This window comes from Bacillus sp. FSL L8-0199 (assembly GCF_038005705.1).
GTDB lineage: Bacteria > Bacillota > Bacilli > Bacillales > Bacillaceae_G > Bacillus_A > Bacillus_A cereus.
Genome location: NZ_JBBOTS010000001.1, coordinates 3,373,743 through 3,397,727 on the forward strand (window position 1 = coordinate 3,373,743; position 23,985 = coordinate 3,397,727).

Below are 23,985 nucleotides of genomic sequence, written 5' to 3' on the forward strand. Positions count from 1 at the left end.
TTATATTCCCTTTCCTTCTATTAAATCATTCGCCATTTTCCTAAATTCTTGATTAAATGCATCATTCATACCATTTTGGACGTTAGAAAATAATATGACAAACGTTCGTTTATCCCAGTTAAAATTATTAAAAGTGTTCCAGCCAGCTAATACACCGTGGTTATGATAATAATCTGGATAAATATAGAAACTAAATCCATATTTTCTTGCAGGTGATGCAGAAAACATATCTGATACACTTTGTTTAGAAAGTAGTTTACCATCCATAATAGCTTCATCTAACTTTTTCATATCTTCAACAGTCGTATACATTTCACCACAACCATACAGCCAGTTCATTTTTAAGCGAGGTGTGGCTATTAACTTATTATCTTTTTTCGTATACCCTTCTGCTAAGAAAATATCTTCTGGGAGTGTTGCGCCCATTCCAGATTCATTCATTCCAACAGGAGTCAAAATATTTTCTTTCACATATTCAGCAAGTGGTTTATTTGATATTTTTTCTACAATATATGCAAGCACCATATAATTATAATCTGTATATTTCCATCCTGTCCCTGCTGGAAATTGTAACGTTTGTGCCCCAATCCACGTTACTAATTTTAACCGTGATGCTGCGTCAACACTACCTTGTCCCTGTTCTGGTAATCCAGACGTATGTGTTAACAAGTTTCGTAACGTAATGTTTTTATCTGCTGGAAACGATGGGATATATTTATTTACATTGTCTTCAATGTTCAACTTCCCTTTTTCTTTTAGTTGCATAATAGATATTGCAACAACTGTTTTCGTAATAGAGCCAATGCGATATTTCGTTCTTGGCGTTGTTAATACTTGATCTTTCACATTCGCATAACCGTAGCCTTTTCGTAAAATGACATGACCTTTACTTGCTACAAGAACACTCCCATTAAATCCTTTATCTTTTAAGTACTGATCTAGTTTTCCAGCTGCAATTTCATAACGCTTTTTCTCATTCGCATCAATTTCCTGCTTAACATCTTTTTGCTTACTATTTACATTAGAAAATGCCTTTGCATCATATTTTTTTCCTTTATTTGCATGTATTAGTGTAACAACACTTCCACAAAAAACAGCAAAAATAAAGAAAATGATTAACCATTTCTTTAACATACTAGGAACCCTCTTTTATCTAGTTTCACTTAACGTATATCCATTCTATTTTATATCTTTTAATTATCAAGTATATTATAATATTATTTAATATTCACTCTGTTAAAACTAGATTCCTTTTTCTCATTTTCAATTTTGACTACTCTCTATTGTATTTCTTTCTTGCAAAATTTCCAACATACAATCGGATGCATTACACTATAATTTCAAATTCTTTTGTAACATTTGTTACATACTAAAAAGAATGGAGATGTACTATGAAAAACACCGATAAACGCAATCGTTTAGATGATAAGATGTTTCATTATCGGATAACAAAAAATAACATGTTATTAATTGAATATTACGGAAAATAGATTGTGATATTAAAAGGAAATGATGCTGAAAAATTTTTAAATAAAATAAATCATGCAAATAACGATAAAGAAAAACAGGTAATTATGGCTAAAATTACAGGTAATTTCAAAAGAGGCAATGAACGAAATTGAAAACGAATCTCATTTACATTTTGATTATACAACAAATAAAAAAAGAAATGTCGCTCATTCAACATTTCTTTAGACTTTCTTCATAAAAAATTTACATTGCTACCATTCCTTCATTTTCTATACTTCCTATATAAGCTGACCGCTGAAATAGTTAGTAATACAACTATGCATAACCACGCATACGTATATCCCTTCTTATCTACAATATAACCAAATAAAGCAGGCGCAACAATAATGGCAATTTGATTTAATGTAAGTGCAAAACTCACTGTCATCCCTACTGATTCTTCACTTGCTGATTCCGCAACTTCAGCTATATAAAGACTAAACCATCCAATTGAAAAGAAACCTAACAATGCACTTACACCATACAATACATTCGTTATTGTATGTATGCTCATTACTAATATTAGAATGAAGAAAATAGAAATACAAACAGTTATAAATAAGGGGATACGCCGATTTCCCTTATAAAACAAATCACTAGTAGCTGCTAATATAACCCTACCAACCATTCCAGAAAAGAACATAACGGAAAATACTTTTCCAGCTAAAATTGGCGTGATTGATTGTTTCAATACTAAAAATTTTATAAAGTGTGCAACTAACACCATTTGCAATGAAATCATACAAATGCCAGTTATATAAATTGCATACAACTCTTTTTTACACATCACTTCTTTTAACTGCATCCAAAAAGAAAGTTTACTACGTTCTTGTTTAACTTTCTCTTGAATATATGGTTCCTTATAAAATATAAAAAATAAAAACCCTCCAATTATACAAATACATGCAATGCTATTTACCGCGTAAGCCATATTATATTTTATTGTAAGAAACGGGATCAACACTCCCGCTAATGTACCACCAATCGGTATACCGGCTTGTCTAATTCCCATCGCTAACCCGCGATTTTCTTTTGAGAACCACTTCATTATCACCTTACTTCCTCCTGGCTGCGAAACACTATAAAACGTTCCTACTAATAAAAGTACAAAAAGTAACCCATTAAATCCATTGACCATATTAGTCAGTAAAAACGAACCTCCTAATAAAAATGAACTTATCGAAATTAACAACTTTTCATTGTATTGATCAAGTAGCCGCCCGACAAAAAGCATACAAAATAGCGGCCCTATATTTACAACACTTACTAACAATCCGATCTCCGTATTCGTAAGTGCATATTCTTCTTTCCAAAATAAAGCAAACGCTCCAACACCATACGTTATAAGTGTTGCTGTTGTTTGAGCAACCGTCGCAAAAATTAACATAACCCACTTATAAGTACTATTCACCCTTTCTTCCATTAACACAATGATCCCTCCATCCCCTTCCATTGTATGAAAGTTCTGATATTATATAAAATAAAGATTTATCATGTAATCCATCAAAAAAAATGATACCTTTTCTGGAGGGATGATACTTGGATATAAAAGATTTAACTGTATTTTTCGAAGTTGCGAAAGAAAAAAACATATCTCACGCAGCTCAAAATTTAAACTATGTACAGTCTGGCGTAACAATGCGTATGAAACAACTAGAAAACGAATTAGGTGTGCCTTTATTTTACCGAAACGGAAAAGGTGTAACTTTAACTTCTAACGGTGAGATTTTATTAACATACGCCAAACAAATTATCCACTTAATGGATCAATCTGTTAAAGCAGTTCAAAGTAATGGGATTGAACCAAGAGGCACTTTAAAAATTGGATGTACAGAATCTACAACCGCTGTAAGACTTCCATCTATATTAACGGCCTATTATGAAAAATATCCAAAAATCGAATTGATTTTAGAATCAAATACGACAGAACAATTGATTAGGCTTGTACTAGAACGAAAACTGGATGGAGCGTTTATAGCTGGCTCTACTCAGCATGCCGAACTTCATACAAATATATTTCGTGAAGAAGAATTAGTTCTCATTAGCAAAAAGCCTTTATCTTCCTTTAAAGACATAGGAGACATGAATTTACTTGCATTTAGTCACGGGTGCTATTATAGAAATTTATTAGAAGATTGGCTTCAAGAAGAAGGAATTTCACCTAAGCGAGTATTTGAGTTTGGAACAATTGAAGCGATACTCGCATGTGTAAAATCAGGTATGGGCATAGCAATTATGATGAAGTCTATTTTAAATGGTCATCAACATGACGTATCATTCAACCCTTTACCAAATAGCTTCAAAAAAGTTCCTACTACTTTTATTACTAGAAAAGATATATATCACTCTGCTGCATTACAAAAATTTATGGAGATGACTCACAATGCGTGAAAAGAAAATACGTGGTATGAAACGAAAAACAAACACTATGATAAAGCGAATTGAGGAACATACAAAAACGTTCCCTTCTACTTTCTATAACGATGAATATTGGAATATGCTATTGCCAGTTTCGCAAGCTTTTATTGACTCTCGTAAAACACCTAGAAAAGTAAAACGGTTATGTATTCAAACCTTATTAAATCAAGCAAATCATTTAATAAATATGAAACCAAGCGATACACATACATATCGAGTTGTTGTTTTAATTTCTATAAATAATTTGTGGGATTCGCAAATCATTATATTTAAAAATGAGGACTACTTTCATAATTTCTTTAATAGAAATAGTGAATTTCAAAAATGGATTCTTCTTTCAAATGAAATTGATTTTTGGGAGACATGGGAAATGTCAGTTTGTCATTCCTTCAAAACGCTTCACTCTCAAGAAATTATTTATGATGTAGATGAATGCTATGAAAAAGAGATTACATTTATCGGGGAGTTAAATTAAAAAGGGTATACCTAAAACACTGGTATACCCTTTTCCACTTATTTTCCCTTCAATACACTATGTAATCGATCCGGATAATTTGTAAACATTCCTGTAGCACCCCATTTGATTAACAGTCTCATATCTGGTTTCTCATTAATTGTATAAGGGTGAATTAACAGTCCATTTTTTCTAGCCATTTTCATATATGACTCATCAATAATTAGTTCTCCGTTATCATTACGTAAGTTTGGTCCAATACCAGCTGCATACTTTTTAATTTCTTGAAAATCATCATTCGTTACACTTTTCGGTTCATGTGTAATGCCAGACCATTCAACAATTTCATTGTTTTCATTTGGATAATACCAAAGCAATTGAACTAACGGAATATTTTCATTCATACTATGAATCTTTTTCAAACTATCTTTACTAAATGATTGAATCATAACACGGCTAGAAGACATGTTTTGGCCTACTAAATTATATTTTTGTAACAGCGCCAACAATTTCTCTTCCATTCCTGGATACACATCTGGTGATTTTGTTTCAATATAATACTTCATACTTCTTCCATACTTTTGGAAGATTTCTTCAAGAGTTGGAACCTTTTGCCCAACATACTCTTGCTTAGCCTTTTCTGGATACGCTTTATTAAACCATGATCCAGCATCTAAACTCTTTATTTCGCTTAACGTTTTATCGCGTACTTCGCCTGTTCCATTTGTAGTGCGATCAACTGCTGTATCATGCATTGCAATTAATTGGCCATCCTTTGTTAATTGAATATCTAACTCTAAATAATCCGCTTTCATTTTTTTCACTAAATCATAAGAAGCAAAAGTATGCTCAGGTGCATGTCCACTTGCTCCGCGATGTGCAATATTTAAAAACTTATTCGTATTCCATTCATGCTTTCCTTCTGCTTTCGCATGAACAGCTCCCCCAGCAAAGATGCTTCCCGTCATAAAGAAAATAACTAAAACGCTAATAATCTTTCTCATCCTTCAAACCCTTCCTACGTTGTAAATTTCAACAAGCTAATGAGATTTACACGAAATAGAAGACACACTTTCATTATTTTTATAAACCTATATTAAAATTCCAATCTTACAAATATACTTTCTCTATATTATTAATATAGAAAACTAGTATTATCCTATTTAATTCCTATAGCCCTCCTTTTCACATGTAACTCCCTATTTTGTACGGTTCATTCAATAAAAAAAGCCATAAATTATTTAGAATACACTCCTGTGTCCCTAAATAAATTTATGGCTTTTCTCAAATATCTCCGGCCTCTATTAACTTGTCGAATTTAATCATATCAAACCTATTGAAATTTGTGAATATTTTTTTCAGTACAGTGAAGCACATAAAACAATATTTCTGTAGTTACTTAAAAATCACATAATAAATTTCTCATTACCTCTTCCAATACTATATCTGGATTTACTACCGTTTTTTCCGAACGCCATCCTATAAAGCCATCTGGTCTAATTAATACAGCACCTCCATTCTCTATACCATATAATTTACTAAAAATATCTTCTGGAACAACAAAGTCTCCACTTAAGCCAACACGATACCCTTTTATATTTATTCCTAATTTAGCTGAAACAGTATGTGCTGCCTCAGCCCAAGAACTATTTTCTACTCCTGTAAGTAATACAAAACTGTTACCGAATAAGTCTAATGTAGAAACTTTCTTCCCTTCATACGTTCCCCATAAATGTGGCGCTCGCGTTCCAGGTCTTCCGTTCAACTCTATGCTATCCATTCTATGCGGAGTGACTGAATCATCTATAATCGCCTCTGAACAATACTGATATCCAACTGTAACAGCTAAACCATCCATATTATTCAAACTGCCTTCCTCTCTATTCGCAGCACGAAACAGTAAACTACTTGCATAAGCGGTCGTTAATTTTGCAACAGAGTGTCTCTCCTCATGATATGTTTCTAACAATTTTGGTTTTGCCTTCCCTTTTATAACAGCCGCTAATTTCCAAGCTAGATTATGCGCATCTTGTATTCCTGTATTTGAACCAAATCCTCCTGTTGGCGGCATAATATGTGCAGAATCGCCAACTAAAAAGGTTCGATTTCCTTGAAATTTCACCGCTGTACTTTCGGCTGCTTCCCACGGTAAAACACTTAATATTTTTGATTCAACATTTGTACTTCCAATTGCTATTTGAATAATTTGTTTACAACGTTCTATAGTGAAGTCCTCTAGCCCCTCTCCTTTTAATGGATCGTAGGCTACATGATAAATCCATTTTTTTACGTTATCAACCGGGATAAGTGCACCAAGAACCTCCGGATGAAGTACCATCGAAAAACCGAATGCATCTCCTTGTATAAACTCACTTAAATCAGCTTCAAAATAAATATTCATATAATAGCCACCAATGGTTCCACGACCCTCAGTTTTAATCCCTAACTGCTCACGTATTTTACTTTTCGCTCCATCCGCTGCAATTACATAGTCACAATGTATGACACTTTCTTTTTCTGTTTCACGATTTCGAATCGTTGCTTTTACCCCGTTTTCATTTTGTTCAAATGAAACTAATTCATGATAAAAAGATAGTTGCTCGCCTAATGTTTTCACTTCTTGTAACATCATCTCTTCTAAAATAATTTGATAACACGCAGTTTGTTTTGATGGACTAATCTTTTCTATTTTTTGAAGTAACTCTTCATCGTTTCCGTATTGCGTCGCTCTCATTTGTTCCAATTCTTCTTTATTCGCCTCAGCTATTGTATGAACCGCTATTCTTCCTCTGCAGTTCTCTAATGCTTTACCTGCCAATTTAATTCTTTTTTCCAAGCCTAATTCTCGAAATAACTCCATTGTACGTAAAGTAAGACCGCCTGCTTTCGGATGAATGGCAGTAGACGGATGCCTTTCAATAAGTAAGTACTCAATATTATGTTTTGCAAGAAATAACGCAGACGCTAACCCAGATAATCCCCCTCCAACAATTAAAACTGGTACATAATTCGATTTCATATATTTACCCTCCACATCATTGTTCTGAGCTCAGTGACATAAATATAATCAAAAAAAACATTAAAATATAGACTTATATTTCATTTTGAATTATCATATAGATAGATTACGCCCCAAAATTCCTTTTACCTTTTCATACATCTATAATCCACCTGAATTGTGTCTGTATGAAAGTGTAAAACAAAAGAATGTACTTTACGTTGAACCATGTTCTATCGTAAAAATCAAAAATAATACAAACATTATAAGCGGTCGTAACCTTATGGATTATACAAGGTTACGACCGCTTATTTTATTGTTACATCATTTTTTGTTTTTAAAACTTCATCTATTGTGTTATGTAATCCTTCCAATCCCTTTTCTATCTCCCTATAATTTTCAACAATAAAAAATTCATTCGTCTCGATTTTCTTTCTCAATATTGCACCTCATGCAACAATCATGTAGCATTACCGTATCGAAGTAATGGTTCATCATCTTAAACCTTTCGACTAATTACCTGGAGGCAAAGTGATTGAAATGAATAAACAAGAACAATTAAATATTATAAAAAAAGATTTTATTGATTCTCAAAAAGTATTATTGGCAATTGGTGATGAAACACGTCAAGCTATTTTATTAGTGCTAATGGAAACGGAATGTCAAACAGGATTACGTGTAGGAGAAATTACGAAGCAAACACACCTTTCCCGTCCAGCAGTATCACATCACCTTAAGATTTTACGAGAAGCTGGCATTATTTTAATGAGAAAAGAAGGTACAAAGAATTTTTATTATATTGATATATGTACAAAATTAGGTTTATTAAAAAATCTTGTATTAGATATTGAGAAGCTATTGCAAAACTTTTATTAAAACTTGGAGGTATAAGAAATGAAAGCAATGATAATTGATAGATATGGAAAAGTCCCAATGCGTATGGCAGAGGTACCTACTCCTGAAATTAATGAGTATGAAGTGCTCGCAGAAATTCATGCAGCTAGTATTAACCCAATTGATTTTAAAATACGTGATGGAAAAGTTAAAATGTTACTGAAATATGAAATGCCTCTAATCCTTGGGAATGACTTTTCCGGTGTCATCACGAAGGTTGGATCAAAAGTGACTCGTTTTAAAGTCGGTGATGAAATATATGCTCGTCCAAGAAAAAATAAGATTGGTACTTTTGCGGAGTATATAGCCATTCATGAAGATGATATTGCTTTAAAACCAAAAAATCTAAGTTTTGAGGAAGCGGCTTCGATTCCACTTGTTGGCTTAACATCATATCAAGCATTACATGACATCATGCAATTACAAAAAGGACAAAAGATTTTAATTCACGCTGGATCCGGTGGTGTTGGTACTTTCGCAATTCAGTTAGCAAAAATAATGGGTGCTACTGTTACAACGACTGCTAGTGAAGCTGGTAAAAATTTAGTAACGTCTCTTGGCGCAGATGAAATTATTAATTACAAAACAGAAAAATTTGAAGATATACTAAAAAATTATGATGCGGTATTTGATACAATCGGCGGTGCAACACTTGAAAAATCATTCAATATTATAAAAAGCGGAGGAAACATTGTTTCAGTTTCAGGTATGCCGAATGCTCGCTTCGGTAAAGAATTTGGTTCAGGCTTCTTTAAAACTCTCTTATTTTCATTAGCCAGCAAAAAACTTACTGCACTTGAAAAAAAGCATAATGCTCAATATTCATTTTTATTTATGAAGCCAAGCGGGGATCAATTACGTACTATTGCAAACTATATTGAAGCCGGAAAAATCAAACCGGTAATCGATCGAGTTTTCCCTTTTGAAGATGCTCAAAAAGCAATGGAATATTCAGAGTCTGGAAGAGCAAAAGGAAAAATAATTGTAAAAATTAAATAATAATAAAAACCTCCATTTTCTTAAAATGGAGGTTTTAAATTTGCTGTTAAATAGACATAGTGCAATGAAGTCCTTACAATAGATTGCAAGGGGAAATATTATATTATACTTTTAGTTAACTTTACAAAGAATACATACGTACAAATACATAACTTAAAATACAAAAAGGAGGAGATACAATGACTAAAAATAATGAAACAGGTTGGAATTTAGATAATAGTTATACGACTTTACCACAATCATTTTATACAGAAATCCCCCCTACTCCCGTAAGTTCACCGGAGTTAGTTAAACTAAACCATTCATTAGCGATATCTCTTGGCTTGACCCCATCGCTATCAAGCTAAGCCCTTACAACGTCAAGTATAGTAGAACTTGTTTCTTTTTTCTAAAAACTAGGTGTAGAGAATTTAAAGAGTTGCATGCGAAATAAACCCTATCGGGTTTCATTTTTTGAATTAGGCCGCTTGATCATCAGACATGGTACAATTGTAAACGACACCTAATATATCAAAGACGGTTTTTTTCTCATATCTATGGGATTTTCGCCCGTTCTGCTGTAGGAGGTTGAACAGGCGAATGAGAATCTTTGATAGTTCTTGGGTGTCTTTCTGTGTAGCTTGATAAATAAGAAGAAAATAATCTTTAATCATATATATGGCTTTATATTCACTCAGTTCTCGTTTCTTTTTCATAAGAAGTAAGTGTCGCATTTGAAACATAGTAGACGAACAGAGTAGAATGGCAATCAGTTGCCCATACAAATGACATTCCAATCTTTCTCGTTTTATCTTTTTACAATGCTGAATATGAAAGAATGATTTCCATGTTTTAAATAAAATCTCGATTTGCCAACGTAAAGAGTACCAATCATGTACTTGTCCCATCGGGACAATATCTGTAGAGGTATTGGTCATGTATACATTGATACCGCTAAGTCTTTTACTACGAGCAGAGTACTTCATTCCTTTCTTTTTTTCTCTTACAGTTTGATCTTGTAATCGTTTTTGTTGTTGTTCTTTTGTTAGCCGATGAACGATCACACGAGTTGGGATTTTATCAGTCATTCCTACATAAGCATCGGATATTTCATAGGTTTTTCCTGGTTGGAGAGAGTTCATTAATACCTCCATATCTATCTGTATATACTCTGTACCTTTCTTGATGCTTCCATCCTGAAAATAATCAGGTGTGAGATTTTTTTGATAAATACGTGTATTGGATTTAATACGAGAGATATAGTAAGCCTTTTTATCTTGTATATGTTGAAGATCTTTTAAATGAAAATACCCTAAATCACGGATACATAAATCATTTGGTGCTACAGTTGGAACACACAGAGAACCGTAGGTTCGATCATGTTGTTTCCCTGGACCTGTATGGATATGCAGGAATTGTCCGCTTAATAGGTCATATTCAAGTTGAATTTTCATCCCAGCAGTATGGCTACATCCTCCAGCCCCAGGATAAATGGTTGAAAATATATCTGGAAGCTGAAATGCAGTGGAATCTAAAATGCGAATACGCTTGAAAACAGAGGTGTATGGAGAAGAAAGTGGCATAGATGAAGTTAATTTTTTATTTAGAAGGTTAGTCAATATATGTTGTAAAAACTGAACGGCTGATGTATTAAACCGTTGATTCAGTCCTTCTGGACTGATAAGTACTTCTGTGGATGCTTCTAAACAGCTAGATAACTGAGCTAAAGAGGTTGTAGCGATATTTTGACTCATCCATATACATAAAGCGACTAAATCTTTTGCTTGGTATTTACTAGTTCGTTGTACAAAACCAACATCTCTAGCAAGATCCCGTAAGGTATTTGGAGATAAAAAACTTTGAATCTCTTGAGCAAATAGTTGTAATTCATCAGACACAGAAACAGACATAAAAAACGCCATCCTTTCCTATAATTCTACAGAAAGGATAACGCCTTTTTTGCTTTATGGATAGTGCAAAACCTTAGTTTTATATCGATGTAACGGTACCAAATAGCCGTTTAATAATTATTTATATCACCTTTATATATCTATATAATCAAACGTTATTAATTATTTTTAATTGCTCTAAAAGATAATCACAGACATTCACAAAAATACATTGTTTTTTTAAACTTAATAATAAGTATTTCAATTCAAATTCTTGATAAAAAATCTTAGTGATATATAGTTTAAACTCATCTAAATTAGGCTTTTCTGGGCTGTATAGCATATCTAAAGGAAGTTTAAATTTAGAAAATAAATGATCGTTTTGGGCAAAAATCGAAACTTCTTCTCTAGTTAATCGATCATGAAATGCAATTAAAATTTTTCTTAAGGCATTTACTTGTTCTTCTTCAAATTCATGATCTATAACAAATCTATAAAATGGGAATTCATCTGACTGAATCATACTTTGCATAAGTCTAAATTGATATCTTAATAAAGTCACTTCTTTGATTAAATCCATATTTCCCCTCCTTTATTTCCCTAAATTAACCAGTTTATCATAACAATTTATAACTCGAAATACAAATACTTATGATATATCACCCATACAATTTTTATTAACATAACCTATCATTATCAATAGTTAACGATGCATAAAATTTTCGTTATGGGGGTAATTAAAACTATTAGCTTGATGGGGATGTGGCTTGACCCCTGAAGAACTGAAAAAGGAAGCTGAAATTGCTATTTTCGCTGGTAATGCACTCCCAGAAGGAGCTCATCCATTAGCTCAAGCATATGCTGGCCATCAATTCGGACATTTTAATATGTTAGGCGACGGTCGTGCTCTTTTAATTGGCGAACAAATTACTCCTTCAGGTGAGCGTTTCGATATTCAACTGAAAGGTTCTGGCCCTACTCCCTATTCACGCCGAGGAGATGGCCGTGCTGCACTCGGTCCGATGCTACGTGAATATATCATTAGTGAGGCAATGTATGCACTTGATATTCCGACTACTCGTAGTTTAGCAGTTGTCACAACTGGTGAAGCAACATATCGTGAAACAAAGTTACCTGGAGCAATTTTAACTAGAGTAGCTAGTAGCCATATACGCGTCGGTACATTTCAATATGCTGCAGCTCGTGGTTCAATAGAGGACCTGAAATCACTAGCTGACTATACGATAAAAAGGCATTACCCAGAAATTGAATCCCATGAAAACCGATATACTGCATTACTACAAGCAGTCATTAAAAGACAAGCTAGTCTTATCGCAAAATGGCAACTTGTTGGATTTATTCACGGTGTAATGAACACTGACAATATAACGATTAGTGGCGAAACAATTGATTACGGTCCTTGTGCATTTATGGACAATTACGATCAAGGAACCGTATTTAGCTCTATTGACACACAAGGCCGTTATGCATATGGAAATCAACCATATATGGCCGCATGGGACCTCGCTCGATTAGCAGAATCTTTAATACCAATTCTGCACGAAGATGAAGAAGAAGCATTAAAAATCGCCCAAGACGAAATTTCGAAATTTAGCGTACAGTATGAAAACCAATGGTTCCTTGGAATGAAAAAGAAATTAGGACTATTTAGTAACGAAGAACAAGATCAATCACTTATTGAGCAACTTTTAAAAATGATGGAGAAATATAAAGCGGATTACACAAATACATTCCGTTCATTAACTCTTGATGCTATCGAAAATACAGCTCTATTTGAAAGTCCTGAATATAAAGATTGGTACAAACTGTGGCAATCTCGATTAAAAAGACAAGAACAATCGAAAGAAAACGCCTACGAAATGATGAAAAATAATAACCCATCAATCATCCCGAGGAACCATCGTGTAGAAGAAGCACTAGAAGCAGCTGTTACAAATGGAGACTATAGCGTAATGGAGAAACTTCTTGAAGCTTTATCAAACCCTTATGCGTATTCTACAGATCAAGAAGAATACTGCATTCCGCCTGCACCGACGAATCGCCCTTATCGTACTTTTTGTGGGACTTGATTGTTTAATATGTAAAAAGGTGCGTTCATATAAATTGTGTGAACGCACCCTTTTTATATCCCCCACTCAACTAAAACTTTAAAATGCACATCCCCCGATGCCATTTCTTTAATCCAAAACAAATTCTACACTATTCCAATAGACTTACTCGTAAGCTTGTTAAACAAATATTGAGAAATATAAAACATCATTTCTAAATATTTTTATTTTTGATACTATATTTTATAAGAATATTCAAAAAGTGAGGGGATTTCATGAACGTTCAACTACAAGGTAATGAACAAATTACAAAATTATTTAATGACTGGTATAGAGCTATGTTACAGCATCAAACTACCCATGCAACAAAAATAAAAAAAGATATTGAAAATATCATCTCTAATTCAGAAGAAGATACAAACCTACAATTGTATTATTCACTTTTTAATTTCAGATACAAAATTTTAACAGATGGTTTAAATATTAATAAAGATGATTTTAATAAAATTGATTCTTTCCCACTTCCAGAGAATGGGCTATTTTCTTATTATTATCATTTTTTTAAGGCTATTCACAATACAATTATTGGAAAATACAATACAGCAAAACACCTTTTCGAGAACGCTAAAAAGCTGCTAATACACGTATCTGACGAACTAGAGAATGCTGAATTTAACTACCGCTTAGCTTCCTATTATTATCAAACATATCAACCATTAGTAGCAATCCAATCTGCAAATGAAGCTAAAGCGATTTTTTCAAAACATATAAACTGTGAAATTAATGTTGCTTTGTGTGATAACATCTTTGGTTTATCTTGTATTGATTTAAAACAGTTTGAACAAGCTGAAATTAGACTTGATTCAGCATTAAATATTCTACAGAAGTATTCAGAGGAGACTTTATCATTAAGAGTACGACATAATTTAGCTTGGCTATATGCAAGTCAAAACCTTTCAGAGTTAGCAATGCGTCATATTTCAGAGGTTACAACTAAGCAACCAAATCACTTTAAAGCACTTTTTGTTGAAGCACGTGAATACTACAAGCTTGGAGAATATACCCAGGCTAAAGAACTTATAAAAAAAGGATTAAACATTTCAAATAAACTAGAAAACAAAGAGTTTCAATATCGTTTCATGATTTTAAGAGAACTAAATAATAAAACTTCTATAAATGATTTAGAAATGATAATTTTGGAAGGAATTTCTTACTTTAAAACAGAAAACCTTTGGGAATGTATACAAGAGTACACTGATGTTCTAGCAAATATGTTTTATGAAAAAGAAGACCATATAAAAGCTAGTCAATACTTTTACATGGCCAATCAAGCAAGAAAAAAACATGAAGAAAAGGGAGCTTTGATATAATGAAAAAGATTAAATTGAGCATCATTGGCTTAGCTGTTATTAGCATCACAACTCTTGGATTAAGCTTCACCTCAGAAACACCGAAAACACAGTTAGGATATGTAGCATTAAACATTGGGGACACCCCTGCACCACAAAGACCTGACCTTGTTCAATCCGTTGACGTAAGTAAAGACTACAACTCAACAACAACTGAAAAAGCACTTTAAAAAACGGAAGACCTTCAATTAAGAAGGTCTTTTTAAATACGCTTATTTAGAATATTTCCCTTTCATGTAGGCTTTATTTTCTCATCAACTCCGCAATCCTCTTACTCTCCTCACTACCAACTTTCTCAAGTTTCTCCACAACTAAATTCTGTCTCTCTACAGAATGATTTTGACTTAACTTCGCTTTTCCTTCTATTTTATTTATCTTTATTTTGAATCCAACTATTCCCTTACTTAATCCTCCCATATAATTCGGATCTACATCATTAAGTGAGTAGGTGCTCTCTGGATCTTCATATTTATTTACTAAATCTTGAAGAGAATCTACTAATGTCTTCTCATCTTCAACAATTTCTAATTCACCATATACATGCACTGCAACGTAATTCCATGTTGGTACTGCATTGTTTGTTTCATACCATGACGGAGAGATGTAACTATGTGGTCCTTGAAATATAGCTAGTACTTGCTGAGTCCCAATATCTTTCCACTGTTCATTCGGCCGTGCGAAGTGACCATGTAAAGTAAGGGTCTCCCTATTTAATAACAACGGCAAGTGCGTTGCATATGGTTCTCCGTTATGTTGAGAAAATAATGTCGCAAAGCTATTTTGTTCCATTATTTCGTACTTCATCTCTTCATCTTGTATTGCGAAATATTTTGGTATGTACATAAGCTCCCTCTTTTCCGCTCTTTTCTATTTTATTTCCTATTATATTTAGTAACCGCATCAATCAACAGGGCCAGTTTGTATTTGTTTTATAATGGCAGCTTTCTATTTCAAAACAATAGGCAGCATGTATTCCATGCTGCTTTAGTTTATTTTTTCTAATATATTTGTAATAAATACGGTCTTACCCTCAATATAACTAGATCGATTTTTCGACTCTCTTGCTAACTCTTCCTTCAAGTTTCCATACTCATTAGCTACTTCAGTATGTTCACGAAGGTAATCTCGAAACACTATATGCCTTCTCAACTCTTCACTATTTTTATCACACACATATAAATGATGTTCCATCCAAACTGTATTTCCCTCGTTCCATGGAACGAACGTATCCTTTCTTCCAAACGCCTCTCTTCCTTTAAAGCTCCATTCTAACTGATGATAGTACCCTATCTTCTCAAGTTTTTTTACTACCTCATGAAAAATTTCGTACTCTTCTATTACAACATCAATATCTAGTATTGGTTTTGATGCAAGCCCTTTAACAGATGTACTCCCAACATGTTCAATAGATACAATACTGTCTTCCATCACATCGTTAATGAGAGTTTGTAGCTTATTAAATTCACTTTCCCATTTGACATTATATTCTTCGATAGCAATTCTCTGCTTCAACGTACCCCTCTTCTCAAAACAAATTATAACCTCTGAATATGAGTATCCTTAAAATCCGTCTCATATTTCAATCCATATCCAAACATTCGATCCATTCCAATATGTGCTGTCCATATTAAGCCAATCATTATAACGGTATCTATCTTAAAATAGACACCTATTAGAACAATTAATATGGATATGATATATGTGTGACATACATTATATATTTTCGCACCAACGTGATTATTAATCCCATATGCTAACATTGATAGATCCGGCGCTAAAAGGAATACAAAAAATATAATCCAACTAAACTCATATATCGAATACATATAAATCGTGGCTAAAAATACAACCATTCCTTCAAAATGTACAATACGTTTTTGCATTATTTATCATTCCTATTTTTCTATATTTATTGATACATTTTCATCGCTGAAAGTATCCTTTGTATTTTTTGACCAGATGGTTGCTAATATTGGCCCTGCAATGTTATGCCATACTGCCGCTAATACACTTGGGAGTGCAGCAACCGGTCCAAAATGTGCTGTCGCCAGCGCAACACCTAAACCTGAATTTTGCATTCCTACTTCTATTGAAATAGCCCTTCTTGTCCCTTCGTCTAGTCCAAGTACGAACGCAGTTATATATCCGAGCAAAAAACCGAAAGCATTATGGAGCATCACCGCAATAAAGATAAGAAGTCCTGAAGAAGTAATGCTACTTACATTTGCTGAAACAACTGCAGAAACAATTATGATAATTGCTACAACTGATATTAAAGGAATAACAGTCATTCCTTTATTAACGATATGAGGGAAAAACTTTTTCACTACTAGTCCTAAAATAATAGGCACAATAATGACTTGTACGATAGAAAGAAACATGGACATAGCATTTACTGGCATCCATTGCCCTGCAAGTAATAGTAGAATGAGCGGTGTAGCAATTGGTGCTAGTAACGTTGATACTGAAGTCATTGCAATAGACAACGCTAAGTTCCCTTTTGCTAAATAAACCATAACATTTGATGCAGTGCCACCCGGTACTGAACCGAGCAACACTAACCCAGCTGCTAATTCCGCTGGCAGATTCATAACGTAGGCTAGTACGTATGCGACAAGTGGCATAATAATAAACTGAGCACATACACCGATAATAACTGGTAATGGTTTTGTAGCTATGATTTTGAAATCAACAGCCTTCAATGTTAATCCCATCCCAAACATGACAACCCCAAGTAAAATCGTTATGTAACTAGTTAACCCGAGAAATGGCGCGGGAATGAAATATGCAATAGCTGCAATACAAATAACCCAAAATGCAAAATACTTTCCAGCTATATTACTTATCGCTTCTAGTACTTTCATCCACTCAGCCCCTATCTTTTAATTGAAACACCTTTTTCGGATTCAAAATATTTTGCGGATCAAGAACTTTCTTTATTTTCTCCATTACAAATAATGCCGCCCCATGTTCTTCTTCTTGATACTTTCGTTTTCCGATTCCAACGCCATGTTCTCCTGTACACGTTCCTCCTCGTTTAAGAGCATACTGAACGATACTTTCATTTATTTCGTCTGCCTTCTTCACTTCCTCCTTATCATTTGTGTCAATCATTAAGAGTACATGGAAATTCCCATCCCCAACATGACCGAGAATACCGCCAATAAGCCCTACTTTATGTAATACCTCTTTCGCATGTTGAATCGCTCCAGCTAATTCCGAAATTGGTACACATACGTCTGTACTCATTAGCTTTTTACCAGGATAACTATGCACGTAAGAGTACGCTAAGTTATGTCTTGCATCCCACAGCTTATTTCTCGCTGCTGTTTCCGTCTCAAACGCAATTTCTATACATTTATGATCAAGAACGATTTCTTTCGTAAATTCAATATCTTGCTTTAACCCTGCTTCATTGCCGTGAAACTCTAAAAACAGTGTCGGTTCTTCTCTGTAACTTGTTTCATTGTAATAATTTACTTGTTTCATAGATAATTCATCAACGAGTTCAATTCTCGCGATTGGAATACCTGCTTGTAATATGTTAATTACAGCTTCTACTGCATCATTTATAGTTGGAAACGATGCCCTCGCAGCCATAACATGTTCTGGTATACCGTATACTTTTAAAGTTAACTCCGTGAAACATCCAAGTGTTCCTTCTGAGCCTATGAAAATACCATTTAAATGATAACCTGATGATGACTTCGCCGCTAAATTCCCGGTATGTATTACTCCTCCATCAGCAAGAACGACTTCTAAATCTCGAACTTGATCACGCATTACCCCATACTTTACCGCTGTCGTTCCGCTCGCATTTGTAGCAGCCATTCCTCCTAACGTTGCATCAGCTCCTGGGTCTACACTAAAAAATAATCCATACTTTTTCAATTCTTTATTAAGCTGAGAGCGCGTCACCCCTGGCTGTACTCTCACAAGAAAATCCTTTTCTCTTATTTCAAGTATTTTGTTCATAAGAGAAAAGTCCATTGTAATTCCTTTTTCGTAAGGAATTACATGTCCCTCTAAACTGGACCCTACTCCAAATGGAACGACAGCTGTTCCGTGCTGAATCGCTATTTTCATTATCGCGCTAACTTCTTCGGTCGTTTTTGGAAAAACAACTACATCAGGCAAACTACTACTATGGTAAGATTCATCTTTACTATGTAACTCTCGTACTGTCATATTTATTACTACTCGATCTTCAGGAAGTATGCCTTTTAATTCATTTACTACATGTTCAATTGTTATTTCCATAATCAACTCTCCTTTTTAATTTTAAAACAAGTATACCATCTTTATACGAAATAATTAGAAAAATAAGATTATTAAACCTGAACATACAAAAAAGAACCTGCAGCACACGCTACAAGTTCTTTTTCACTACATTTTAAACGATTTCTTTATTAACAACATAAACCAAATTAAAGTAACTGCCATCAACGAATGAGAAAATCCTACAATATAAGTTAACCCTTTAAAGTCAGCTCCATTTAACTGAAGAAGCCCTCTCGCTGCTAGCGAACCTAACATTAATGTTAATGCAATATTATGTAAAACAAACCACTTATTAAACCCTTGCACTTCATGAAACGCGAATACTTTTGCTAATCCTAAAGCAATTAAAAAGAAGAAAAAGCCAAGTACAAGTGTATGCGTATGCAAAAGATTTAACAAAGTAGATCCTAAAATCCCTTTATACTTACCATACTCCCTAGCGAAAATCCCTGATAATAAACCGATAATCAAATACGTAAACGATGCATTATATAATTTCTTCATTATGTACCTCCTTGAGTAGAATGTATAGTGTGTCATATTTAGTAATAATGATAGTTATATAGTAAAAACTCCTAGTCACCTAGGAGTCATTGTATAAGCATCTCACTCTTTACAATCAATCCTAATTATAAGATATCTCTCTATACAAAACAAACGAACTTTATGTGAACAAACACCCCCATTAAAATATGTTGCACTTTTGTTTTACACAATCCATACTAATTGTTATAACTTTTTAAAGGTGGTGTAATTATTGATAGTTCTTGAAACTGAACGTCTTAATCTTCGCTGGTTTGATATAAAAGACGCTCCTTTTATTCTTGAGTTAGTAAACGATCCTGCATGGATTCAGTTTATCGGTGACAAAGGAGTTAGTAACTTAGAAGATGCAAAAAATTATATTGTAAACGGTCCCATCGATATGTATAACAAACTTGGATTCGGCCTTTACTTAGTAGAACGAAAAAAAGATCTCACTCCACTTGGTATGTGTGGCCTTATTAAAAGAGATTCATTAGAAGACGTTGATATCGGGTTTGCCTTTTTAGAGACATTCCGTTCAAAAGGATATGGCTACGAGTCAGCTTCTGCGATAATCGAATACGGTGTACAAAAGCTCGGCATGAAACGAATTGTAGCAATTACTTCTGTAGATAACATCGCCTCAGGAAAGCTTTTAGAAAAAGTAGGATTACGATTTGAGAAAATCATTTCAGATTCAGGAGAAGATTTAAAATTATTTGGGTATAACGCATAGTAAAGAAGGTCGCCGTGAATGGTGACCTTCTTTACTATTTTACTGATCTCGTCATAATACTTTTAGTTCCATTTATAGTTTTGCAGTAATTCTTGTGATTACTACTATGCCTTTCATATCACATTTTTTGGAAATTCATAGAAATAAAACTTTCACATTTAAATAAATTATATTAATATATCAAATAAAGGAAGTGAGAATAAATGGAACAACCGCTATTTTTATTAGTTCTTCAATTCATTGCATTCATATTAATCATTTGTATCGTATATGGAATGTTGTACAATACCGTATTAAATTTAAATATGCCTAAATGGACTGCACATATAGTAGCTACGGTCTTTTCCCTTGGTATTACCTATCAAGCTTTTATAAATTTTATTTGAAAAACTTTTGTAGCAATTACTTCTATTGTTGATGCAGTAAAGCTTTTAGAAAAAGCAGGATTGCAATTTGAGAGGGTTATTTCAAGATCAGAAAACGTAACCATTTTTTATAAAGTCTTTCCAGCGCAAAATAGTGAAGAAGTTAGTTCCGCTGAAAGTGTGTTTGCATAAAAAGAAATGAATTTAATTGATGCTACAAAAATTTCATTTTAATTCTGGTTCTATTGTTTGGAATCGTTCTAGGGTACCATTTGTGTGGACTTTAAAAATTTTCATTTGCGCACCAAAATGTTGCGTTAAGTAAAATGTATCACCAGTTATTAAATTTCCAATCTTCCAATCAGGTTGATATGTACTTTCCATGGAACTTTCTAAATCCCCATTCATTATTAAATTGATATATAATGAAGATGAACTACTCAACATTTTCGTTAAAGATAGTCTATCAACCTCTAACTACCTAATGAACTCAAGTAAACACATCTTCAGTCATTTTAAGAGGTACAAAAGGCACCCTTTCGGGTGATTTTTGTATAAAAATTCTTTTTTTTATATTCGATACCAACCACGAACCTTTTTAAAATAATAGTATCATTATGTCTCCTTTTTAGAGATTATTTTTAATTACCTTTAATTTTTTGCACCAGAACCGGAAAATCCCTGACTACTCGAAATATCAACTATCAGGTGCTAATATTCAATAACGCGTACTGAAAATGATTAAACATTTTTATAAACCCGTGGAACATTTAAGAAATCAATTTTTCTCTTATCGAAATTTAATTAGCTTACAGTAATACAGTGGTCATATATTTTTAAGAATAACGGAAGAATATATAGAAATTGCTACAGAAATGTGAAGTTTAATTAATTTAGGAGGAACAAACTTGTTTAATCAGCTTGTAAAAGTTATACCGAATTTATTTACGATTGGAAATTTATTGTGCGGTGTTTTCTCAATCACCTTGAATATGAGTGAATATTTAGAAACAGCCTCCATTCTCATTTTCTTTTCAGCTGTTTTAGATTTTCTTGATGGAAGAATTGCGAGAAAATTAAAAGTGAACAGTGAGTTTGGCGTAGAATTGGATTCCTTGGCTGATATTGTTAGTTTCGGCGTCGCTCCTGCGCTTTTATTTCATACGATAGCAACACCTTCTATTTTAACTTCTTTGGCATTTATCCTATTCCCAACAATGGGTGCTTTAAGATTAGCTAAATTTAGTATTAAACCAACTATTGGATATTTTAAGGGATTACCTATTCCAGCTGCAGGATTATCATTGGCTGGTATGGCATTGTTTTCATATAGTAATGCATGGATTACTTTAATCCTCGCCCTCTTAATGGTAAGTCCCATTAGGTTTAAAAAATTTTAATGAAGGTCACGCCCAACGCCATTAAGGAGCATTTCAAATGGATTTAACGCGTCAATACGTATAAAAAAGCGGGACAATAATATTAAATTAGGTGCCCTTCGTAAAAATTAAAACCTTGTATTTATGGCTATTGGGTTAATCCATCGATATGTTATTCTGAAACGTCAGTCCACTTTTAACAGGAGCTCCCTTTATCAAGAGAGCTCCTGTTCTTATTTCTTCTTCTTTTCTGTCGGTTGGCTTTGTTTAGCAAAATTAGATGAATCATCAAAATTCGGTTGCTTTTTACCAGCATTATTACTTCTACCTTTTCCCATATGTAATGCACCTCCCCTCCCCCTTACTATTCCCAATAAAAAAATTCTCTTGCATCCAAGAGAATTTTAAATTGGGTTCTTATTGATAATACCTAAGTACTTCCAACACTGCCATTCCATAAAAGATGGATCCAATGTTAAATTATTTAATGCTAAAACAAATATTACATTTTCATATTTAACTGGATAATCAATTAATAATCCTAATGTATTTCCTGAATCTGCGACAATTATGATTCCCTTTTCTAACACGTCATCTATAACTTCTTTTAATTATTCTTACCTAGCATATAATATTTTCCTACACATTGAGATTGCATGTTGTATAAGGAAGCCCTTCTTCTTTCCATGCAAGAAATCCTCCCTTTAAATTCACTACTTCCTTTATACCAGCTCTTTGTAAAATACTAGCTGCTATAGCGGAACGTAATCCGGTTCGACATTGCAAAACTATTGGAAAATCTTTCGGTATATAATCTAGTTGTTCAAATAGATTACCTAAAGTGATATGTATTGCATCATGAAGGTGTCCTTCCTCCCACTCTTTTTTACTACGCACATCGATAACCTTAACGCTTCCAACTTTTATATGCGGATATAATTCAATCGATGTTTTTTCTTTGTAACTTTCAAATCTATCAAGTCTTTGTATTACTTTTAAGGGTGCAAAAGCAATAATATTATCTAACCCAATAGATTCAAATTCTCTAATAACCGCCTCTACTTTAACCTTTTCCTCATCTAGAATTATTAAAGTTTCTTTTTTATAATCTAATAACCATCCACACCAAGTTGTGAAAGAATTGTTATAAGGTATGTTAATTGACTTCTCGATATGACCTGCAGCAAAACTCTCTACATCCCTTATATCAACTATTTGATGAACGCTCTTCAAAATTTCTTGAAGTTCTTCTACTGTATTAATAGCAGTACTTTTTCTCTTCTTACGAATTGGCGGACCATACTTATTTAAATTCTTCATTAATGAAAAATACTTTGGAGGCTCTGGCTGTCCTGTCAATAAAGTCGATATAAAATCACTTTCTTCATTACACTGAAATGCCCAATTGAACATCTTTTCATAACCTAATGTAGAAGTTGGAATTGCTCCTAATGCTTTTCCACATGCGCTTCCCGCACCATGTGATGGCCATATTTGCAAATAATCAGGAAGTATTTTTATTTTTTGTATAGAATCAAATAATTGTTTCGCTCCTATTTTTGCAGTATCTTTCATACCGACAGCAGTTTCTAATAAATCCGGCCTTCCTATATCTCCTACAAATATAAAATCACCTGTGAATATCCCTATCGGCTTATCATTCGTATAATTATTTTGACTTGTATCCGTTACTAAAAAAGAAATACTTTCAGGCGTATGCCCTGGGGTGTGAATTACATCAAATTTTATATGACCTACTTTAAACTCTGTGCCCTCTCTAACCAATTTGTATCGACCTTCGTTAAGATATTGATATTTCCAATCACAATCTCCTTCATCAGATACATATAAATTTGCATGGTAAAGATTAGAAAGTTCTCTAGACCCAGAAAGAAAATCAGCATGAATATGAGTCTCAGCCGCAGCAATTACTTCCATCCCCTCTTTCTTAGCAAATTCTATATATTGTTCTATATAGCGACTAGGATCAATAACGATTGCTACGCCTTCTTTCTGACAACCGACTAAATAGGAAGCATGTGCTAATTTTTCATCATAAAAATATTTTAAAAGCATAGCTA

Annotated in this window: 26 protein-coding genes and 1 pseudogene; 12 read left to right on the top strand and 15 right to left on the bottom strand. The window is 33.5% G+C overall.

Annotation, left to right across the window (positions count from 1 at the left end):
- On the bottom strand, positions 1-1,134 hold the full coding sequence (locus NST86_RS17540) for a serine hydrolase domain-containing protein (RefSeq protein ID WP_061663929.1): 1,134 nt from the start codon (positions 1,132-1,134) through the stop codon (positions 1-3).
- A gap of 356 nt (positions 1,135-1,490) precedes the next feature.
- Between NST86_RS17540 and NST86_RS17545 the strand changes: the two genes are divergently transcribed.
- Entirely contained in the window at positions 1,491-1,622 is a 132-nt protein-coding gene (locus NST86_RS17545) for an ABC transporter ATP-binding protein (protein ID WP_307863089.1), read from the top strand.
- Between the two features lie 110 nt (positions 1,623-1,732).
- Here the strand turns inward: NST86_RS17545 and NST86_RS17550 are convergent, their stop codons facing one another.
- Positions 1,733-2,962 carry an MFS transporter gene (locus NST86_RS17550; RefSeq protein WP_033694186.1) on the bottom strand — a complete coding sequence of 410 codons (1,230 nt, stop codon included), beginning with the start codon at positions 2,960-2,962 and terminating at the stop codon, positions 1,733-1,735.
- A gap of 86 nt (positions 2,963-3,048) precedes the next feature.
- On the opposite strand from NST86_RS17550, the gene NST86_RS17555 reads away from it, so the two are divergent.
- Both NST86_RS17555 and NST86_RS17560 read left to right on the top strand, forming a co-directional pair.
- The gene (locus tag NST86_RS17555; RefSeq protein WP_016118402.1) at positions 3,049-3,900 is read left to right on the top strand and encodes a LysR family transcriptional regulator; all 852 of its coding nucleotides are present in this window, start codon (positions 3,049-3,051) and stop codon (positions 3,898-3,900) included.
- Positions 3,893-4,402: a DUF3916 domain-containing protein gene (locus NST86_RS17560; RefSeq protein ID WP_086423478.1), complete on the top strand. Its 510-nt coding sequence runs from the start codon at positions 3,893-3,895 to the stop codon at positions 4,400-4,402. The genes NST86_RS17555 and NST86_RS17560 overlap by 8 nt, the downstream gene beginning before the upstream one ends.
- Before the next feature lie 38 nt (positions 4,403-4,440).
- Here the strand turns inward: NST86_RS17560 and NST86_RS17565 are convergent, their stop codons facing one another.
- The 3 genes from NST86_RS17565 to NST86_RS17575 form a co-directional block, all read right to left on the bottom strand.
- A complete protein-coding gene (locus tag NST86_RS17565) occupies positions 4,441-5,385 on the bottom strand; it encodes a glycerophosphodiester phosphodiesterase (protein WP_086423477.1) in 945 nt (314 codons plus the stop codon).
- Positions 5,386-5,780: 395 nt separating this feature from the next.
- Positions 5,781-7,400: an FAD-dependent oxidoreductase gene (locus NST86_RS17570; RefSeq protein WP_061664928.1), complete on the bottom strand. Its 1,620-nt coding sequence runs from the start codon at positions 7,398-7,400 to the stop codon at positions 5,781-5,783.
- 287 nt (positions 7,401-7,687) lie between these two features.
- Positions 7,688-7,819 carry a hypothetical protein gene (locus NST86_RS17575; protein ID WP_001227549.1) on the bottom strand — a complete coding sequence of 44 codons (132 nt, stop codon included), beginning with the start codon at positions 7,817-7,819 and terminating at the stop codon, positions 7,688-7,690.
- Positions 7,820-7,910: 91 nt separating this feature from the next.
- Here NST86_RS17575 and NST86_RS17580 point away from each other — a divergent pair, with 91 nt between their 5' ends.
- The 3 genes from NST86_RS17580 (at position 7,911) to NST86_RS17590 (ending at position 9,619) form a co-directional block, all read left to right on the top strand.
- A complete protein-coding gene (locus NST86_RS17580) occupies positions 7,911-8,255 on the top strand; it encodes an ArsR/SmtB family transcription factor (RefSeq protein WP_061664927.1) in 345 nt (114 codons plus the stop codon).
- An 18-nt stretch (positions 8,256-8,273) separates the two neighbouring features.
- Positions 8,274-9,272: an NADP-dependent oxidoreductase gene (locus NST86_RS17585; RefSeq protein WP_086423476.1), complete on the top strand. Its 999-nt coding sequence runs from the start codon at positions 8,274-8,276 to the stop codon at positions 9,270-9,272.
- 179 nt (positions 9,273-9,451) lie between these two features.
- The gene (locus NST86_RS17590; protein ID WP_325856994.1) at positions 9,452-9,619 is read left to right on the top strand and encodes a hypothetical protein; all 168 of its coding nucleotides are present in this window, start codon (positions 9,452-9,454) and stop codon (positions 9,617-9,619) included.
- A gap of 111 nt (positions 9,620-9,730) precedes the next feature.
- On the opposite strand, the gene NST86_RS17595 is transcribed toward NST86_RS17590, so the two are convergent.
- Positions 9,731-11,161: an IS4 family transposase gene (locus NST86_RS17595; protein WP_086423312.1), complete on the bottom strand. Its 1,431-nt coding sequence runs from the start codon at positions 11,159-11,161 to the stop codon at positions 9,731-9,733.
- Positions 11,162-11,309: 148 nt separating this feature from the next.
- Positions 11,310-11,720, bottom strand: a complete 411-nt coding sequence (locus NST86_RS17600; protein WP_086423311.1) for a DUF1878 family protein — start codon at positions 11,718-11,720, stop codon at positions 11,310-11,312.
- Between the two features lie 184 nt (positions 11,721-11,904).
- Here NST86_RS17600 and NST86_RS17605 point away from each other — a divergent pair.
- The 3 genes and pseudogenes from NST86_RS17605 to NST86_RS17615 form a co-directional block, all read left to right on the top strand.
- Positions 11,905-13,230: pseudogene (locus NST86_RS17605) on the top strand (protein adenylyltransferase SelO); the annotation flags it as partial.
- A gap of 254 nt (positions 13,231-13,484) precedes the next feature.
- Entirely contained in the window at positions 13,485-14,579 is a 1,095-nt protein-coding gene (locus tag NST86_RS17610; protein WP_016118408.1) for a response regulator aspartate phosphatase, read from the top strand.
- Positions 14,579-14,788: a hypothetical protein gene (locus NST86_RS17615; RefSeq protein WP_000721431.1), complete on the top strand. Its 210-nt coding sequence runs from the start codon at positions 14,579-14,581 to the stop codon at positions 14,786-14,788. Before NST86_RS17610 ends, NST86_RS17615 begins: the two co-directional genes overlap by 1 nt.
- A gap of 73 nt (positions 14,789-14,861) precedes the next feature.
- Here NST86_RS17615 and NST86_RS17620 read toward each other — a convergent pair whose 3' ends face one another.
- The 6 genes from NST86_RS17620 to NST86_RS17645 form a co-directional block, all read right to left on the bottom strand.
- Positions 14,862-15,461 carry an FMN-binding negative transcriptional regulator gene (locus NST86_RS17620; protein WP_000275795.1) on the bottom strand — a complete coding sequence of 200 codons (600 nt, stop codon included), beginning with the start codon at positions 15,459-15,461 and terminating at the stop codon, positions 14,862-14,864.
- Between the two features lie 141 nt (positions 15,462-15,602).
- Positions 15,603-16,130 (bottom strand): GrpB family protein, encoded by a 528-nt coding sequence (locus tag NST86_RS17625; protein WP_016118409.1) that lies wholly within the window; start codon positions 16,128-16,130, stop codon positions 15,603-15,605.
- Between the two features lie 23 nt (positions 16,131-16,153).
- A complete protein-coding gene (locus NST86_RS17630; RefSeq protein ID WP_001172063.1) occupies positions 16,154-16,501 on the bottom strand; it encodes a DUF4260 domain-containing protein in 348 nt (115 codons plus the stop codon).
- Positions 16,502-16,513: 12 nt separating this feature from the next.
- Positions 16,514-17,482 (bottom strand): bile acid:sodium symporter family protein, encoded by a 969-nt coding sequence (locus NST86_RS17635; protein WP_086423475.1) that lies wholly within the window; start codon positions 17,480-17,482, stop codon positions 16,514-16,516.
- 4 nt (positions 17,483-17,486) lie between these two features.
- Complete coding sequence (locus NST86_RS17640) at positions 17,487-18,878, bottom strand: FAD-binding oxidoreductase (RefSeq protein ID WP_044795245.1); 1,392 nt, start codon at positions 18,876-18,878, stop codon at positions 17,487-17,489.
- Positions 18,879-19,004: 126 nt separating this feature from the next.
- Positions 19,005-19,403, bottom strand: coding sequence for a DUF2871 family protein (locus tag NST86_RS17645; protein ID WP_000737896.1), 399 nt, complete (start codon positions 19,401-19,403; stop codon positions 19,005-19,007).
- A 253-nt stretch (positions 19,404-19,656) separates the two neighbouring features.
- On the opposite strand from NST86_RS17645, the gene NST86_RS17650 reads away from it, so the two are divergent.
- Together NST86_RS17650 and NST86_RS17655 are read left to right on the top strand one after the other, a co-directional pair.
- The gene (locus tag NST86_RS17650; RefSeq protein WP_000636208.1) at positions 19,657-20,160 is read left to right on the top strand and encodes a GNAT family N-acetyltransferase; all 504 of its coding nucleotides are present in this window, start codon (positions 19,657-19,659) and stop codon (positions 20,158-20,160) included.
- Positions 20,161-20,363: 203 nt separating this feature from the next.
- Positions 20,364-20,546: a hypothetical protein gene (locus NST86_RS17655; RefSeq protein ID WP_000437513.1), complete on the top strand. Its 183-nt coding sequence runs from the start codon at positions 20,364-20,366 to the stop codon at positions 20,544-20,546.
- A 204-nt stretch (positions 20,547-20,750) separates the two neighbouring features.
- On the opposite strand, the gene NST86_RS17660 is transcribed toward NST86_RS17655, so the two are convergent.
- On the bottom strand, positions 20,751-20,933 hold the full coding sequence (locus NST86_RS17660; protein WP_044795318.1) for a DUF5065 family protein: 183 nt from the start codon (positions 20,931-20,933) through the stop codon (positions 20,751-20,753).
- A gap of 500 nt (positions 20,934-21,433) precedes the next feature.
- On the opposite strand from NST86_RS17660, the gene pssA reads away from it, so the two are divergent.
- Positions 21,434-21,925 carry a CDP-diacylglycerol--serine O-phosphatidyltransferase gene (gene pssA / locus NST86_RS17665; protein ID WP_227593258.1) on the top strand — a complete coding sequence of 164 codons (492 nt, stop codon included), beginning with the start codon at positions 21,434-21,436 and terminating at the stop codon, positions 21,923-21,925.
- A 618-nt stretch (positions 21,926-22,543) separates the two neighbouring features.
- On the opposite strand, the gene NST86_RS17670 is transcribed toward pssA, so the two are convergent.
- Positions 22,544-23,980, bottom strand: coding sequence for an MBL fold metallo-hydrolase (locus NST86_RS17670; RefSeq protein WP_086423512.1), 1,437 nt, complete (start codon positions 23,978-23,980; stop codon positions 22,544-22,546).
- Positions 23,981-23,985 lie beyond the last annotated feature (5 nt).